A 13,188-nucleotide genomic window follows, 5' to 3' on the forward strand; every position below is an offset into this window, starting at 1 on the left:
GACGCATTAGCGCGTCAGGCGGATTAATGGCAAAGGGCTTCCATTTGGTCAACAAGAGAGTCAGGTGAACACCAACTCGTAGATAAATGCGATGTTGCGCAATATCTCAGCCTCCGAGAACACGTCCCGCCCGGTCAGTGCCTTATACTCCATGCTGATCGTAAAGGGGGTGCCGCCTGCGCCGATGATGTGATAGTATAGCCGTGCTGGATCGCATTCCCGGACGGACCCCTCGTCTTGCCCGCGCCGAATTAGATCCTTCACCATAGTGAAGTGTCCGCGTAGGAAATGCTCGATTACCCATTCCATACGGCTCGTGCCCTGGTTGCTTTCCATCGTTAAAATACGGTGGATCTGCGGCTGGGCAGCGGACATTCGGACGAATTGCTCAATAAAAGTCGCCAATGCCTCGCGTGCGGGCATCGTATGCGAGTCCTGCAGATGATCGTTAATTGACTCTCCATAGTGGGTGAGCGCATGCTCCATGGTGGCGATCCAGAGCTGCTCCTTCGATTGAAAGTGATAGAGAACCAACGTGTGCGTTACCGCCGCGCGGTCAGCCACGGCGCGGGTAGAAGTGCCCTCGAAGCCGAACATGCCGAAGCATTCGAGCGCCGCCTGCAGCACCCGTTCCCGCACATCGTCGCCCCGTCTCCGCCGCGCGGGTTTCTCGACGGCATCCACCGTTTTCGTCTTTGCGGGCCTTCTGACGCGGATTCCTGAACGTTCGGTAGAGTCGAGGCGAACCGCGACGCGACCGCCCCGGCGGGTGGCCGGCTGTTCCAATGCGTCCGTCGTATTCGTAACCACGCTGAAACTCCTGCCAAACTCGGTCCGCTCGTCGTCTTCCCGGCCGCAACCGTGAAGCGTACGGCCGGAAAATGCAATCTCAAGCATCGCGAGCATCTACCGCCACCAGTTTTGGACTTGCATTGATCCTGACCATATGGTTTGTAAGAGCGGGGGTGGAAAATCGCCCTCCGGGGTGAGTTTCAATGCCAGCAGCGTCGGAACGGACCGCGCGACAAAACAATACCGAGTGGATGCCTGAATGACAGATCTTATCGAGACCCCGGTATTGATTGCCGGCGGTGGCCCTGTCGGCATGACGCTGGCGCTCAACCTAGCCCGCTACGGCGTGCGATCCATGCTGATCGAGCGCAACCCGACGACTACACGGCATCCGAAGATGGACTTGACGAATGGCAGAAGCATGGAGTTGTTCCATCGCCTTGGCCTGGACGAGCAGCTTCGCGATGCCGGTGTGCCGCGCGAAAATCCGTTCGACATCCTGTGGATCACCTCGCTGGCCGGACACCCACTGCACCGCTTCCCCTACCCCTCCGCCAACCAAAAGACGGAGCTGATCCGGCGCGAGAATGACGGCAGCCACGGCGCGCAGGCGCCGCTGCGTGTCAGTCAGATCCAGATTGAGCCAGTGCTGAAGGCGGCGATCGACGCTAGCCCGCTGGTCGATGTACATTTCGGCACCGCCTTCGAACGGATCGTTAAGCAGGACGAGGCTGGCATCACGGTGGAAATCCGCAGCGAGCAAGAGGGCATTACGCGGCAGGTACGCGCGCAATATCTCGCTGGGTGCGACGGTGGCGGCAGTCGGGTGCGGCGGTCGCTCGGCATCGAACTAGATGGCGAGATGGCGGTGGCCGGCGCGCATATGGTCCATTTCCGCACGGACGACCGCGCGCTGCTCCAGCGCTGGGGTCCGGTCTATCACCTGCAGAGCGGCTCCGGCACGATCATCGCGCAGAACGACCGCGACATCTACACGCTGCAGGCTTGGCTAATCCCCGGGCTCGGCGTTGAGGACATGCGGCCGGAGGATGTGCTGGAGGGCTGGGTCGGCACCAAGTTCGACTATGAGATCCTGCAGGCCAATCCATGGACGGCAAATTTCGTGGTCGCGGAACGCTACCGGCAAGGCCGTGCGCTGCTGGCGGGTGACAGTGCGCATCAGTTCATCCCAACCGGCGGCTACGGCATGAACTCGGGCATCGCCGACGCCGCAGCCCTGTCGTGGGTTCTGGCCGCAGCCGTTCAGGGTTGGGGTGGCCACAGCCTGCTGGACGCCTATGATGTGGAGCGCCGCCCCACCGCCTGGTGGCACCTGGAGGCCTCCCGGCGCCACATGGGTGTCCGAATGGAAATTGGACAACTTTACGCCGAAGCGGGCGACCTCTCGGCGGATGATGCATCCGGCACCGCAAGGCGCGAGAAATTGGGTGCGAACATCGCGCGGCTCGGCAATGCGGAAAATGAAAGCTGGGGCGTGGAATTCGGCTATCGCTATGACGGCTCCAACGTCATCTGCCATGAACCGGCCGCGCCACCGATCGATCCGCTGGTCTATGCGCCGAATACTTGGCCCGGTGCGCGACTGCCGCACATGTTCCTCAAGGACGGCGCGGCGATTCATGACAAACTAGGTTTGTTTTTTACGCTCGTTGTGTTGGACGATACCGAGCCGTGCGGGTTCGAGCAGGCCGCCGAAGAACTCGGCGTACCGCTTACAATCCTACGCCTCAATCAGCCCGAGCTTCGATCGATCTACGAACGCAATCTCCTGCTCGTGCGCCCCGACCAGCACGTCGCATGGCGCGGCGATGCTCCTCCGGACGATGCCAAGGGTGTGCTCCGCCACGTTACCGGACGCGAGGAAGGATGATGTCGACTAAGGTCATTATCAGCTGCGCGATTACCGGCTCAATTCACACTCCTTCGATGTCACCCCACCTGCCCGTCACTGCGGCAGAGATCGCAGAGTCGGCGCTCGGGGCGGCCGAAGCGGGCGCTGCAATCGTGCACCTGCACGCCCGCAATCCCGATGACGGCCGGCCTGATCAGAGTCCAGAGGCATTCGAGCCATTCCTGAAGGTTATTAAGCAATCATCGGATGTGGTAGTGAATCTGACGACCGGTGGGTCTCCTTACATGAGCGTCGAGGAGCGCGTACGGCCAGCAGCAATGTGGAAGCCGGAGGTCGCTAGCCTCAACATGGGCAGCATGAATTTCGGTCTGTTCCCAATGCTGAAGCGATACAAAACCTTCAAGCATGAGTGGGAGCCCGCTATGCTCGAAGGCAGCCACGACCTCGTCTTTCGAAACAGCTTCAAGGATATTAGGTACGCGCTTGAGACGCTCAATGAAACGGGAGCGCGTTATGAGTTCGAGTGCTACGACACCAGTCACCTCCACAACCTTCATCATTTCTGGACGGAAGGGCTCGTACAGGCGCCGCTCTTCATCCAAACCTGCTTCGGTTTGCTTGGCGGCATCGGTGGACATCCGGAGGAAGTTTTGCACATGAAGCGGACAGCAGACCGTTTGTTCGGCGATCAATATCGTTGGTCCGTGCTCGGCGCTGGCCGCAGCCAGATGCAGGTTGCGGCACAGGCAGCCGCGATGGGCGGGCACGTCCGGGTTGGCCTAGAGGACAACCTCTGGCTCGATCGCGGGACTTTAGCAACCTCCAACGCCGCTCAAGTGATGCGCGTCCGCCAAATTATCGATGGCCTCGGCTTGGAGATTGCATCGCCTTCCGATGCTCGCGAAATTCTGGCACTGAAAGGTTCCGATCGGGTAGGATTTTAACGTACTGTTATGGCCTGCGCCGCGCTGCGATAGCCTTATCAGAAACCGCTCCAGGTCATCTGTCCGAGTCACTCTGTAAGGCCTCGTCCAAACCTTCACACATATCCTCATCGGACTCCCGCGCCCAAGCAGCTGATGAGTTGTATTCGGTGATCCTAATACGTATGCCTCCGGTGAGCCTTTCAATTACCCACATCTGTATCGGCGGCGAGCGCTGCGCCGAGCTGGATGTCCATGAGGCGGGACCATCCACGCCACATGATCATGTTGCCCGGCGGAGGATCATGGCTACGCGCAAGATAGCCGCCCAGCCGCGCCATCTCGACGAGATATGTCGAGAGACGTGCCGGGGCAACGAGTGTTCTTCCAGCGTGGGCGACGATGCGATCGATCGTCTGTATTTCTTAGGCGGTCAGCGCGGCCTCGGGGCGTTCGTTCGGGAGCGTCCGGTTGAGCATCGTCATCCAGAAGATGCGCCAGCTGAGAATGCAGAATATTGCGATTAGATTGACCAAGCGTTACGGCCGAGCGAGGCCGGCTTGCTCCCCTGCCCTGCCCGCGCGTCGAGATAGTCCGCGACCGCTTCGGGCGTAGCCGGCAGCGCGACACGATCATGGCGGCGACACCAGAGATCGAACGCCTCGAGGTCCGACTTCAGCGCGCGGATGCTGTGCGGGGACGACGCGGCCTGGTAGGCGGCGATCAGCGGCTGGTTGACGACGATACTGGCACCCGCGCGCATCTTCACGACCGCCCACGACAGATCGTCGGTCGGCCTCACGGCCGCCGGCGCGCGATCCCCCGCGCTCAGGGCGTTCTCAGCGATCGATGCGGCTTGATCCATCGGCGGATTTTCTACGCGCCCTACAACGCGGCGTCAACATGGACATGTGATAGCTGCAATTATTGACGCTGCATTACTATATTGTTCTAAGTTAGTTACCGCAAATTTTTAGCTATTCGCTAATTACTCGATCTTATTGACCGCGACTATTTATCAGATAAGCTTGCGGCCATACCAGAGAACGCGACCGACGATGTTGATCCGTGCCGGATCGATGTTCTGCCAGCTCGGATAGTCCGGATTGTCGCTACGAATCGAAACCCCCTTACCTGCCGGCTGTCGGGCCAGACGCTTCACCATCAAGCTGTCGTCGAGCCGCAGCACGTAGATGCCGTCGCGCAAGCGTCCTACGCCATCCTTCTGGTCGACGATGACCTCGTCGCCATTCGCGAGCGTCGGCGCCATCGAGTCCCCGCTGACCTCGATGATCGACAGGCCATCGGTTGGCCCTTTCGTCAGCCCGCGTAGCCATTTTGGGTCGAACCCGACCGCACCGCGGTACGCCTCATCATGGTTATAGGCGCCGTGACCAGCCGACGCGCGAACATTCAACACCGGGACCGGGACGAGGGATGCCTTCAGCTCTTCCTGCGGACCGCCGAGCAACGCTTCACTCACGCCGAAATAGGACGCCAAGGTGCGGCGATCCTGTTCGTGGAGCTGCTTGGGCGTGCCACGCTTGATGAACTGCTGGACGTAGGCGGCATTGCGCCCGATCAGGCGCGACAGGCCGGCATAATCCTCATTCCGCTCATCGATCAGGCGTTGGAGCACCGCCTGCGGCGTATCGGATGTTGCAAGCATCAGCATAGGTGATTTCCTACAGGGCTGGACGTTGATATGGAACATAGGAGGAACGATGTAAAGCGAGTCGCCGCTGGTGGATGTGGACCTTCTGCAGAGAATCGAGGCTTTCCTCGCTCGGATGGGCGTCAGCCCGACCCGCTTCGGTCGGACCGTCGTTCACGATCCGCGCTTCGTTGCTGATCTGCGCGCTGGCCGGAAGCCACGGCGTCAAGTCCAAGCGAAAGTGGCTTCCTATCTTAGCCGGCACGGCGCCTGACACGACACCGCCGCGGCTCGACTCGGTACCGGAACCCATCTTAAAAGCCGACCGCCCGCCAGGCCTCGAAGACCTTGCGGACATAGGCGGGGGTCTCGCCATTGGCAGGAATGCCGCCGACACGGAGTACCGCTGACGGGCCGGCGTTATAGGCCGCCAGCGCGAGCGTGATCGACCCGAACTTGTCGAGCATCGCCTTCAGAAAGCGCGCGCCGCCATCGACATTGGCCCGTTCATCAAACGGGTTCCGAACACCGAGACCCTCTGCTGTGCGCGGCATGAGTTGCGCCAGTCCCAGCGCGCCAGCCCGGCTCACCGCATCCGGTCGATACTGTGACTCCACCGAGATCAGTGCATCGAGCAGCCCGCCGGGCAGCGCGTGGCGAAGTTCGGCGGATCGAATGATTGCCAGTACCCGCGCGCGAGCGCTGGCAACCGATAATGAAAACTTCCAACGCTCCCGAGATGCCGGTCGCGGCGCTGCGGTCACGGTAAGCGTGATCGGTTGATCGACCGCCGGAGCGGCGGTTCGATGCTCGAAAAGTTCGAAGGGTTCGCTCTCGGCGGCTTGGACGCTAGCGTATACGTCCACCCCGGTCGGCCCGATCATCTGGGCCCTAACAGGCGTGGCCTGAAAAATAAGCGCAAGGATGGCCAGAAGGATGGATCGCATCAGCATCATAGTCTCGCATCACAATTTTCCCTTCCCCGAATCGGAACATAGTGCGAACTTGAGGGTGTAGGAAAGCGCCTATGCCGGGAGGAAAGGCAGCGGTGCGGGGCGTGCCATTGCAGCGAGACGTCCCATGACAGTTCACGAAACCTATTTTCAGGCCACCGATACGGGCCGCATGATCGTCGAGGCGCTCGGCGGTTACTGAGCCAGCGCGGTGGCATGTGCCGATGCCCGGCGCACACCGATCGCTCGCCATCACTAAGCATCCGGCCGGGCCGGACCAGATTGCTGTTCCATTGCTTTGCCGGGTGTCCCACGAGCGATGTCCTTCGCGAGCTTGCCAGACTGAACCTGCCGGTCGGCGGCGTCCTTTCGCCGTCCGCGCGTCCCGCCCCGGATCCGGTTCGCGGAGCAGCAGCGGCCCTTCAGATTTGGTCGGAGGCGAGACCGCTCGCCGGCACGATTGCGGAGACCTATCTCCACGCACGTTCGGTGCCGGGCTCGAGCGAAATCCGCTTCCATCCGCGAACGCCACAAGGTCGAGCGCCGCTGACGCGCTTCGCGCCCGCGATGATCGCCGCGGTCCGTGACGAGGCCGGGCTGGTCGCGATCCACCGCACGTTCCTCGCATCCGACGGACACGGTCTCGCGACGCGACAGCCCTCGCGCGCGGCACTCGGCCTTCTCGGCAGCGGGCTCGTCCGGCTCGCGCCGGCAAGCGAACTGCTGGGCCTCGCCGAAGGAATCGAGACCGCTCTTTCGGCCAGCGCGCTCTTCGGTGTTCCGTGTTGGGCCACGCTCGGGACCGAGCGGTTCCAGCGCATCACCCTCCCCGCCTCGATCGATCGGATCATCCTGTTTCTGGACAATGACGCCGCAGGCCGCAGGGCCGAAGTTTTGGCCCGGGCCCATTTTCAACAGGTGGCGGTTATCGACGCGCGTTATCCCGAGCGGCCGGGTGCAGATTGGAATGACGTGATCCGACGCGTGCGACCAGCCGGTTGAGAGAGGAGAGAACGCGGCTGTCGCCGTGACGGGTTGAGGGCCGAGAGAAAGGCTTCCGGCTTGCCCGTCGCGGAGACGCGCTATGACCCAGATGCAAGTTCTTGATGCCCGCCAGGATATGAGCGGCGGCTACAAGGTGGATGTCAGCCGTGGCCAGCGGATCGGGCGGGTGTCGTCCGAATGGTTCTCGCGGCCGGCCGACGAGCGTTATTTGTCGCTGTCCGATCTGTTCGCCTCCGTGAAGGCTCGGACCGAGCGGAGCCGCACGCGCACGGTCGAAAGCGCCGCGGTGCGGGTCGAGGCGAGCCGCGACAATGCCGAAGGGCTGGCCCTCGTCCTGCCCGGCTCGACCGCCCTGGTCGCGCCGACCCATTGGAGCTTCGGCCAGCTCGCGAGCCTCGTCGGCGCGCCCGCCGCCTATTTGCGCCAGCTTCCGGCTGCGCTCGCCGGCATCAACCTGCAATATGGCCTGACCTCGCACCGCGCCGAGCAGGTGAAGACGCTTAAGACCGACGATGGGCGCATCGAGTTGCGCGCGGTGACCGGCCCCGATTACGGTCGCATTTACGATCACGAGCTGGTCGCCGCCGTGCAGCGGATCGCCGGGAACGGTACTGGCGACACGCGGTGGAAGGTGCCGGGCGTGCTCGACTGGTCGACCGGTATCTACAATCCGCGGGTCGACATCACGTCGGACACGACCACGCTCTATGCCAGCGACCGCGACGTCTTCCTGTTCCTGGTCGACGACCTCAATCCGATCGAGGCGGGGCGGTTACCGAACGGCTCGCCGGACCTCTATTTTCGCGGCTTCTACGCTTGGAATTCCGAAGTCGGTGCGAAAACGCTCGGCATGGCGAGCTTTTATCTCCGCGCCGTCTGCCAGAACCGCAATCTCTGGGGCGTCGAGGATTTCGAGGAGATTAGCATCCGCCATTCGAAATACGCCGCCAACCGCTTCGCCCACGAAGCGGCACCAGCGCTGACCCGCTTTGCCGACAGCTCGCCGATGCCGTTCGTGAATGGCATCCGCCAGGCGCGCGAGCGCATCGTCGCACGCACCGACGAAGACCGCGCCGACTTCCTGCGCAAGCGCGGCTTCGGCAAAGCCGAGACGGCGAAGATCATCGAGACGGTCCTCGCCGAGGAGGGCCATCCGCCGGCAAGCATCTTCGACTTCGTCCAGGGTATCACCGCGGTCGCCCGCGGCAAGACCCAGCAGGATGCTCGCCTCGACCTCGAAGGTCGGGCCAAGAAGCTGCTCGACCGGGCGGCGTGAACATCAGCCGCGTCGATCCGGCGCGGCTGCTGACCTTCCCAACGGCATGCGGCTCACCTCTTCAAGGAGAAGAGGGGGCCGCTTTGCTTTTGACGGGTCGAAAGGCTGGGAGAGAGGCTTCCGGCCGGCCCGTCACGGAGAAGTACCGTGGCCAAGTCACAACCGAAGATCATTTTGAGCGAACAGCGCGCGATCCCGCTCGACAAGCTCATCTTGTCCCAGTCGAACGTTCGCCAGATCAAGGCGGGCGTCGCCATCGAGCAGCTCGCAGATGATATCGCGCGGCGCACCTTGCTGCAGAGCCTGACCGTCCGCGCTGTCATCGACGAGGCGGGTCTGGAGACCGGCATATTCGAGGTGCCGGCCGGCGGCCGCCGCTTCCGCGCGCTCGAGCTGCTGGCCAAACAGAAAAGGCTGGCGAAGAACGCGCCGATCCCGTGCATCGTCAGGACCGAGGGCCTCGCCGAAGAGGACAGCCTCGCCGAGAATGTCCAGCGAGCGCCGCTGCACCCGCTCGACCAGTTCCGCGCGTTTCAGGCGATGCGCGAGAAAGGCATGGGTGAAGAGGAGATCGCCGCCGCCTTCTTCGTATCGGTCCAGGTCGTCAAGCAGCGGCTGCGCCTCGCGGCGGTCAGCCCATCGCTGCTCGACGTCTATGCCGAGGATGGCATCACGCTCGACCAACTGATGGCGTTCACGGTCAATCCCGACCACCAGCGCCAGGAGCAGGTGTGGGGAGGCGATCCAGCACGGCTATACCCGTCAGCCCTACGAAATCCGCCGTATGCTGACCGAAGGCGCCATACGCGCGTCCGACAAGCGCGCGCAGTTCGTTGGCATCGATGCCTATGTCGAGGCCGGCGGCGAGGTGCTCAACGACCTGTTCCAGGCGGACGAGGGCGGCTGGCTGCAGGACGCCGGCTTGCTCGACATGCTCGTTGCCGAGAAACTGCGCGAAGCAGCCGATACGGTCGCCGCCGAGGGATATAAGTGGATCGAGACCTTGGTCGATGTGCCATACGGCCACCACTACGGTCTGCGCCGGCTGACCGGCGAGCAGCCTCCGCTCACCGCCGAGCAGGAAGCGGCGCGCGATGCGCTACAGGCGGAGGCCGAGCAGATCGAAGCCGAATACGCCGAGGCGGAGGAACTCTCCGACGAGGCGGACAACCGCATGGGTGAGATCGAGACGGCGCTTGAAGCCCTCGACGATCGGCCGGTGATCTTCGATCCGGCCGAGGTCGCGATCGCCGGCGCGTTCGTCAGCATCGACGCCCAGGGACGTCTGCGGGTGGACCGGGGCTTCGTCCGGCATGAGGACGAGCCAGCGGTCGAATCGGAGTTCGCACCGGCGCCGGACGGCGACGACGCGGATTCTGTCGATCACACGACGTCGCCCACCGCGAACAGCGACGACACTGGTGAGGCGGGGGTAATAGAACCGGCATCCGCGCCAGAGCCGGAGGAAGATGAGAGTCTCCGCCCGATCCCCGACCGGCTGCTGACCGAGCTGACCGCGCACCGCACCGTCGCGCTCCGCGACGCGATCGGGGCCAACCCGAAGGTCGCGTTCCTCGCCGCGCTGCACGCGCTCGTGCTTCGCCGCTTCTACAATTACGCGCTCGACACCTGTGTCGAGCTCGACGCCAAGAGCAGCGGCTTCGCCGGCCAACCGGCGGGCCTCGGCGAGACCGCGTCGGCCCAATCGCTCGACGCGCGGCATGAGCGTTGGGCGAAGGTGCTGCCCAAGGATCCGGAAGCGCTGTGGGATGCGCTCGCCGGCTTCGACGCCGACGACCGCCAGCACCTATTCGCGCACTGCGTCGCGATGTCGGTCAACGCGACCTACGACGCCTATAATCGGCGGCCCCGAGCGCTCGCGCACGCCGATCGGCTGGCAGAGGCGGTCGATCTCGACATGGCGGGTCTCGGCTGGAGCGCGACGGTCGACAACTTCCTTGGCCGGGTGACCAAGCCGCGCATCCTCGCCGCGGTGGCCGAGGGCCGGGGCTCCGACCAAGTCAAGCGCATCGATCACCTCAAGAAGGCCGAGATGGCGGAACGGGCGCAGGGCCTGCTCGCCGGCACGGGTTGGCTGCCCGAGCCGCTGCGCACGCCGGGACGCGCGTTGCCGACCCCGGTCGGTGTCGCGGCGACCGATGGATCCGACACCGAAAGCGAACGCGTCACCGAGCCGAGCGACGAGCCGCCTGTGCGGTCGCTAATCTTGAGGCTCATACAGGTCGGACACCGGTCGCTCGATCCCGGCTTTTCGCCGCAGCGTCACCGAGGCCGAATGCGCTGGACGACAGCACCGACTGAGAGGTCGGGGCGACCCGTCACGCGGGCGCTGCAGAGGCCCTTTACCCGCCGGCGGTCCACGCGCAACCCGCCCGCCTGCGGCCCGTGTTGCCTCGCGCGGTTTCCCGCGAGGCTGCCCGCGCCAGCCTTGCCGGGGGGTGGCCCGTGTCCCTGATGCCGCCGTGTTCGGGCTCGCGTCGCCGCGATCGTGCGGCGTCACCCAGGAGACCTCTCATGCCGACCACCCTTGCCGCCCAGCTCGCCGCACTCGAACTCGGGCATCTCTCGATCAAGGCCGAGACGGGCACCCACTGCCTTGCCCGACCCGATCCCGATGCGATTGATCAGACGCTCGCCGCGGTCTGGTCCGACCTCTTCGCCCTGTTCACCGATACCATCCTCGAAGATCAGGCCGAGGAGCTTGGCTGGGGATTCGTCAACCTCTTCCACCGTGCCGCCGGCAAGGCGTCGACCCGGATCGACCGCGCGACCGACGAGATCCGGTTGCTGCTCGCGACCAACGACGGATCGGAGATCCACACCGCCGAACTCGAGCACCAGATCGAACGCGCCCAGGCTGCCGACGCCGAGATGCTCGCGCTCGAGAATCTCCGCGAGACGGCTGCTGCGCTCTATCTGGCTGAGACCGGCTCGTCGTGGAAGCCCGCCGGCGGATCGCGGCTCAGTCATGATGCGCTGACCACGTCGGCCGTGGTCCAGGGCCGCGAATTCCTGAAAGCCCGCGCCGAGGGCAAGCGCCGGGCCGCGATGCCGAAGGGCACCCCCGTCGTCTTCGCCGGTGGCCGCCAGAGCTTCTCGTCAGCCGATGACGCCAAGGCCTATGGTGATGCGATCTGGCGAACGCTCGACCGCGTTCGCGCCAATGTCGCCGAGATGGTCCTCGTCCATGGTGGCGACAGCAAAGGCGCCGATCGGCTCGCCGCATCCTGGGCAGAGCGCCACAAGGTGCCGCAGATCAGCTTCAGCCTCGATACCCGGCTGGGCGCCCGCGCCGGCTTTCGCCGTAACGAGCAGATGCTCGGATTGAATCCCCGCTACGTCGTCGCCTTCGCCGGCAACGGGGTGCTCGAGCGTCTCGTTATCCAGGCCAAAGGGCAGGGCATCGCCATCGTCGATCGGCGTGGCCCGCTCGGGACCAATCCCAAGCACAACGCCATCCTGCAAACCGCAACTGCCGCTGCCTGAGCGCACGAGTCTCGGCTGGACCGGTGCGCCGGTCCAGCCTCTTCTTTTACTCGCAGCCAAGAGAGTCTATACTGCCGCATAGACGGAGGTGATTCATGACGGCGATCCACAAGGCGAAGCTGTTTCGCAACGGGGCGAGCCAGGCGGTGCGCCTGCCCGCCGAGTTCCGCTTCGACGGCGGGGAAGTCTTCATCAGTCGTGATCCGACCTCTGGCGACGTCACCCTATCCTCCCGCCCCGGCGCGCTTGCCTGGCGCAAATTCTTCGAGCTGGCCGACGCCGCCGGTGACGCCGGCGACTTTATGGAGACGCGGCCGCTCAACAACGCCCCCGGTAAGCCCGGCGTGTTCGACGACGAATGATGCTCCATCTGCTCGACACCGATACCGCCAGCTACATCATCAAACGTCGCAGCGAGACGCTGGCCGATCGTCTCCGCCAGCTCGATCCAGCCGACGTCGCGATCTCGGCGGTAACCCGCGCCGAACTCGTCTACGGCCTCAAGCGGATCGACCCGGCGCACCGGCTGCAGGCACTCGTCGGCCAATTTCTCGACACCATCCAGGTTCTGCCGTGGACCGGTGCCGCCGCCGATCATTATGCCGACATCCGCCACCAACTGACGACAGAAGGGCAGCCAATCGGCGACATGGACATGATGATCGCCGGGCACGCATTAGCGCTCCGGGCGACGCTCGTTACCAACAATCAGCGTCACTTCAGCCGTATCGCGGCGCCGCTCCTGCTCGGGAATTGGATCGACTAACGCCGGCGCGGACATTGAGGCCCGCTCGCTTTCGCGGCTGTCATTGCCAACGGCGCCAGCTTCAGAACCCCGGCGGCGTTCTCGGACGGCGACGGTCCGATGGTGGAGCGGAAGCTTCGCATGTCAGGCTGGCGCGCACCGGCGCACGCGAAATCAACGGGCATGGCGACGTGGACATCCCGGTCCGAACGTCAGCGACCGGTCAGCGCGCGACCGTCTCGTCACTTTGCTGGGAGCCGCCCGCAGCATTTGGTCGACTGATCATGTCATGGTTCGTGGCCCCGCCTGTCCCGCCGATCGAACGGCGCGAGGAAGGTGATCGGTCCGAGGTATTCGCCACGCACCCGAGATCGGCGCCCCCCCTCACGCGATGGGCGGGAGGGCGATGCCGTGCGACGACAACGTCGGGGTAGACGGGCTGTGCTGATCACGGCGGCCG

Annotated in this window: 12 protein-coding genes and 2 pseudogenes; 9 read left to right on the forward strand and 5 right to left on the reverse strand. The window is 64.1% G+C overall.

Annotated elements, in window-relative coordinates; translation table 11 throughout:
• Nucleotides 1-60 precede the first annotated feature (60 nt).
• A complete protein-coding gene (locus tag GNT64_RS16235) occupies nt 61-906 on the reverse strand; it encodes a TetR/AcrR family transcriptional regulator (protein WP_156680469.1) in 846 nt (281 codons plus the stop codon).
• 145 nt (nt 907-1,051) lie between these two features.
• Between GNT64_RS16235 and GNT64_RS16240 the strand changes: the two genes are divergently transcribed.
• Both GNT64_RS16240 and kce read left to right on the forward strand, forming a co-directional pair.
• Complete coding sequence (locus GNT64_RS16240) at nt 1,052-2,683, forward strand: FAD-dependent monooxygenase (RefSeq protein WP_197277037.1); 1,632 nt, start codon at nt 1,052-1,054, stop codon at nt 2,681-2,683.
• The gene (gene kce / locus GNT64_RS16245) at nt 2,680-3,609 is read left to right on the forward strand and encodes a 3,5-dioxohexanoate:acetyl-CoA acetone transferase (protein ID WP_156680470.1); all 930 of its coding nucleotides are present in this window, start codon (nt 2,680-2,682) and stop codon (nt 3,607-3,609) included. Before GNT64_RS16240 ends, kce begins: the two co-directional genes overlap by 4 nt.
• A 182-nt stretch (nt 3,610-3,791) precedes the next feature.
• Here the strand turns inward: kce and GNT64_RS16250 are convergent, their stop codons facing one another.
• The 4 genes and pseudogenes from GNT64_RS16250 to GNT64_RS16265 form a co-directional block, all read right to left on the reverse strand.
• Complete coding sequence (locus GNT64_RS16250) at nt 3,792-3,929, reverse strand: hypothetical protein (protein WP_156680471.1); 138 nt, start codon at nt 3,927-3,929, stop codon at nt 3,792-3,794.
• Between the two features lie 185 nt (nt 3,930-4,114).
• Nucleotides 4,115-4,453, reverse strand: a pseudogene (locus GNT64_RS16255) (integrase); the annotation flags it as partial.
• Between the two features lie 153 nt (nt 4,454-4,606).
• On the reverse strand, nt 4,607-5,257 hold the full coding sequence (locus GNT64_RS16260; protein WP_156681701.1) for a S24 family peptidase: 651 nt from the start codon (nt 5,255-5,257) through the stop codon (nt 4,607-4,609).
• 299 nt (nt 5,258-5,556) lie between these two features.
• Nucleotides 5,557-6,198: a lytic transglycosylase domain-containing protein gene (locus GNT64_RS16265; protein ID WP_422396599.1), complete on the reverse strand. Its 642-nt coding sequence runs from the start codon at nt 6,196-6,198 to the stop codon at nt 5,557-5,559.
• A gap of 279 nt (nt 6,199-6,477) precedes the next feature.
• Here GNT64_RS16265 and GNT64_RS16270 point away from each other — a divergent pair, with 279 nt between their 5' ends.
• From GNT64_RS16270 to GNT64_RS16295, 7 genes and pseudogenes are all read left to right on the forward strand, one after another.
• Nucleotides 6,478-7,197, forward strand: a complete 720-nt coding sequence (locus tag GNT64_RS16270; protein ID WP_197277038.1) for a DUF7146 domain-containing protein — start codon at nt 6,478-6,480, stop codon at nt 7,195-7,197.
• A gap of 82 nt (nt 7,198-7,279) precedes the next feature.
• Nucleotides 7,280-8,476, forward strand: a complete 1,197-nt coding sequence (locus GNT64_RS16275) for a DUF932 domain-containing protein (RefSeq protein WP_156680473.1) — start codon at nt 7,280-7,282, stop codon at nt 8,474-8,476.
• A 147-nt stretch (nt 8,477-8,623) separates the two neighbouring features.
• Nucleotides 8,624-8,872 (forward strand): annotated as a pseudogene (locus GNT64_RS22395) (ParB N-terminal domain-containing protein); the annotation flags it as partial.
• A 388-nt stretch (nt 8,873-9,260) separates the two neighbouring features.
• Nucleotides 9,261-10,952 carry a hypothetical protein gene (locus GNT64_RS16280; RefSeq protein WP_231639053.1) on the forward strand — a complete coding sequence of 564 codons (1,692 nt, stop codon included), beginning with the start codon at nt 9,261-9,263 and terminating at the stop codon, nt 10,950-10,952.
• A 59-nt stretch (nt 10,953-11,011) separates the two neighbouring features.
• Complete coding sequence (locus GNT64_RS16285; RefSeq protein ID WP_156680474.1) at nt 11,012-11,983, forward strand: DUF2493 domain-containing protein; 972 nt, start codon at nt 11,012-11,014, stop codon at nt 11,981-11,983.
• Nucleotides 11,984-12,078: 95 nt separating this feature from the next.
• Nucleotides 12,079-12,345 (forward strand): antitoxin, encoded by a 267-nt coding sequence (locus tag GNT64_RS16290; RefSeq protein WP_156680475.1) that lies wholly within the window; start codon nt 12,079-12,081, stop codon nt 12,343-12,345.
• Nucleotides 12,342-12,749 carry a type II toxin-antitoxin system VapC family toxin gene (locus GNT64_RS16295; protein WP_197277039.1) on the forward strand — a complete coding sequence of 136 codons (408 nt, stop codon included), beginning with the start codon at nt 12,342-12,344 and terminating at the stop codon, nt 12,747-12,749. Before GNT64_RS16290 ends, GNT64_RS16295 begins: the two co-directional genes overlap by 4 nt.
• Nucleotides 12,750-13,188: the final 439 nt, after the last annotated feature.

Origin of the sequence: Sphingomonas profundi, from assembly GCF_009739515.1 — a bacterium.
GTDB lineage: Bacteria > Pseudomonadota > Alphaproteobacteria > Sphingomonadales > Sphingomonadaceae > Alterirhizorhabdus > Alterirhizorhabdus profundi.

Bases quoted from the DNA above. Each gene is read 5' to 3' on its own strand.
- GNT64_RS16265 (WP_422396599.1), bottom strand. From the start codon at position 6,198: ATGATGCTGATGCGATCCATCCTTCTGGCCATCCTTGCGCTTATTTTT.
- GNT64_RS16285 (WP_156680474.1), top strand. From the start codon at position 11,012: ATGCCGACCACCCTTGCCGCCCAGCTCGCCGCACTCGAACTCGGGCAT.
- GNT64_RS16280 (WP_231639053.1), top strand. From the start codon at position 9,261: ATGCTGACCGAAGGCGCCATACGCGCGTCCGACAAGCGCGCGCAGTTC.
- GNT64_RS16240 (WP_197277037.1), top strand. From the start codon at position 1,052: ATGACAGATCTTATCGAGACCCCGGTATTGATTGCCGGCGGTGGCCCT.
- kce (WP_156680470.1), top strand. From the start codon at position 2,680: ATGATGTCGACTAAGGTCATTATCAGCTGCGCGATTACCGGCTCAATT.
- GNT64_RS16235 (WP_156680469.1), bottom strand. From the start codon at position 906: ATGCTCGCGATGCTTGAGATTGCATTTTCCGGCCGTACGCTTCACGGT.
- GNT64_RS16260 (WP_156681701.1), bottom strand. From the start codon at position 5,257: ATGCTTGCAACATCCGATACGCCGCAGGCGGTGCTCCAACGCCTGATC.
- GNT64_RS16275 (WP_156680473.1), top strand. From the start codon at position 7,280: ATGACCCAGATGCAAGTTCTTGATGCCCGCCAGGATATGAGCGGCGGC.
- GNT64_RS16295 (WP_197277039.1), top strand. From the start codon at position 12,342: ATGATGCTCCATCTGCTCGACACCGATACCGCCAGCTACATCATCAAA.
- GNT64_RS16290 (WP_156680475.1), top strand. From the start codon at position 12,079: ATGACGGCGATCCACAAGGCGAAGCTGTTTCGCAACGGGGCGAGCCAG.
- GNT64_RS16250 (WP_156680471.1), bottom strand. From the start codon at position 3,929: ATGGCGCGGCTGGGCGGCTATCTTGCGCGTAGCCATGATCCTCCGCCG.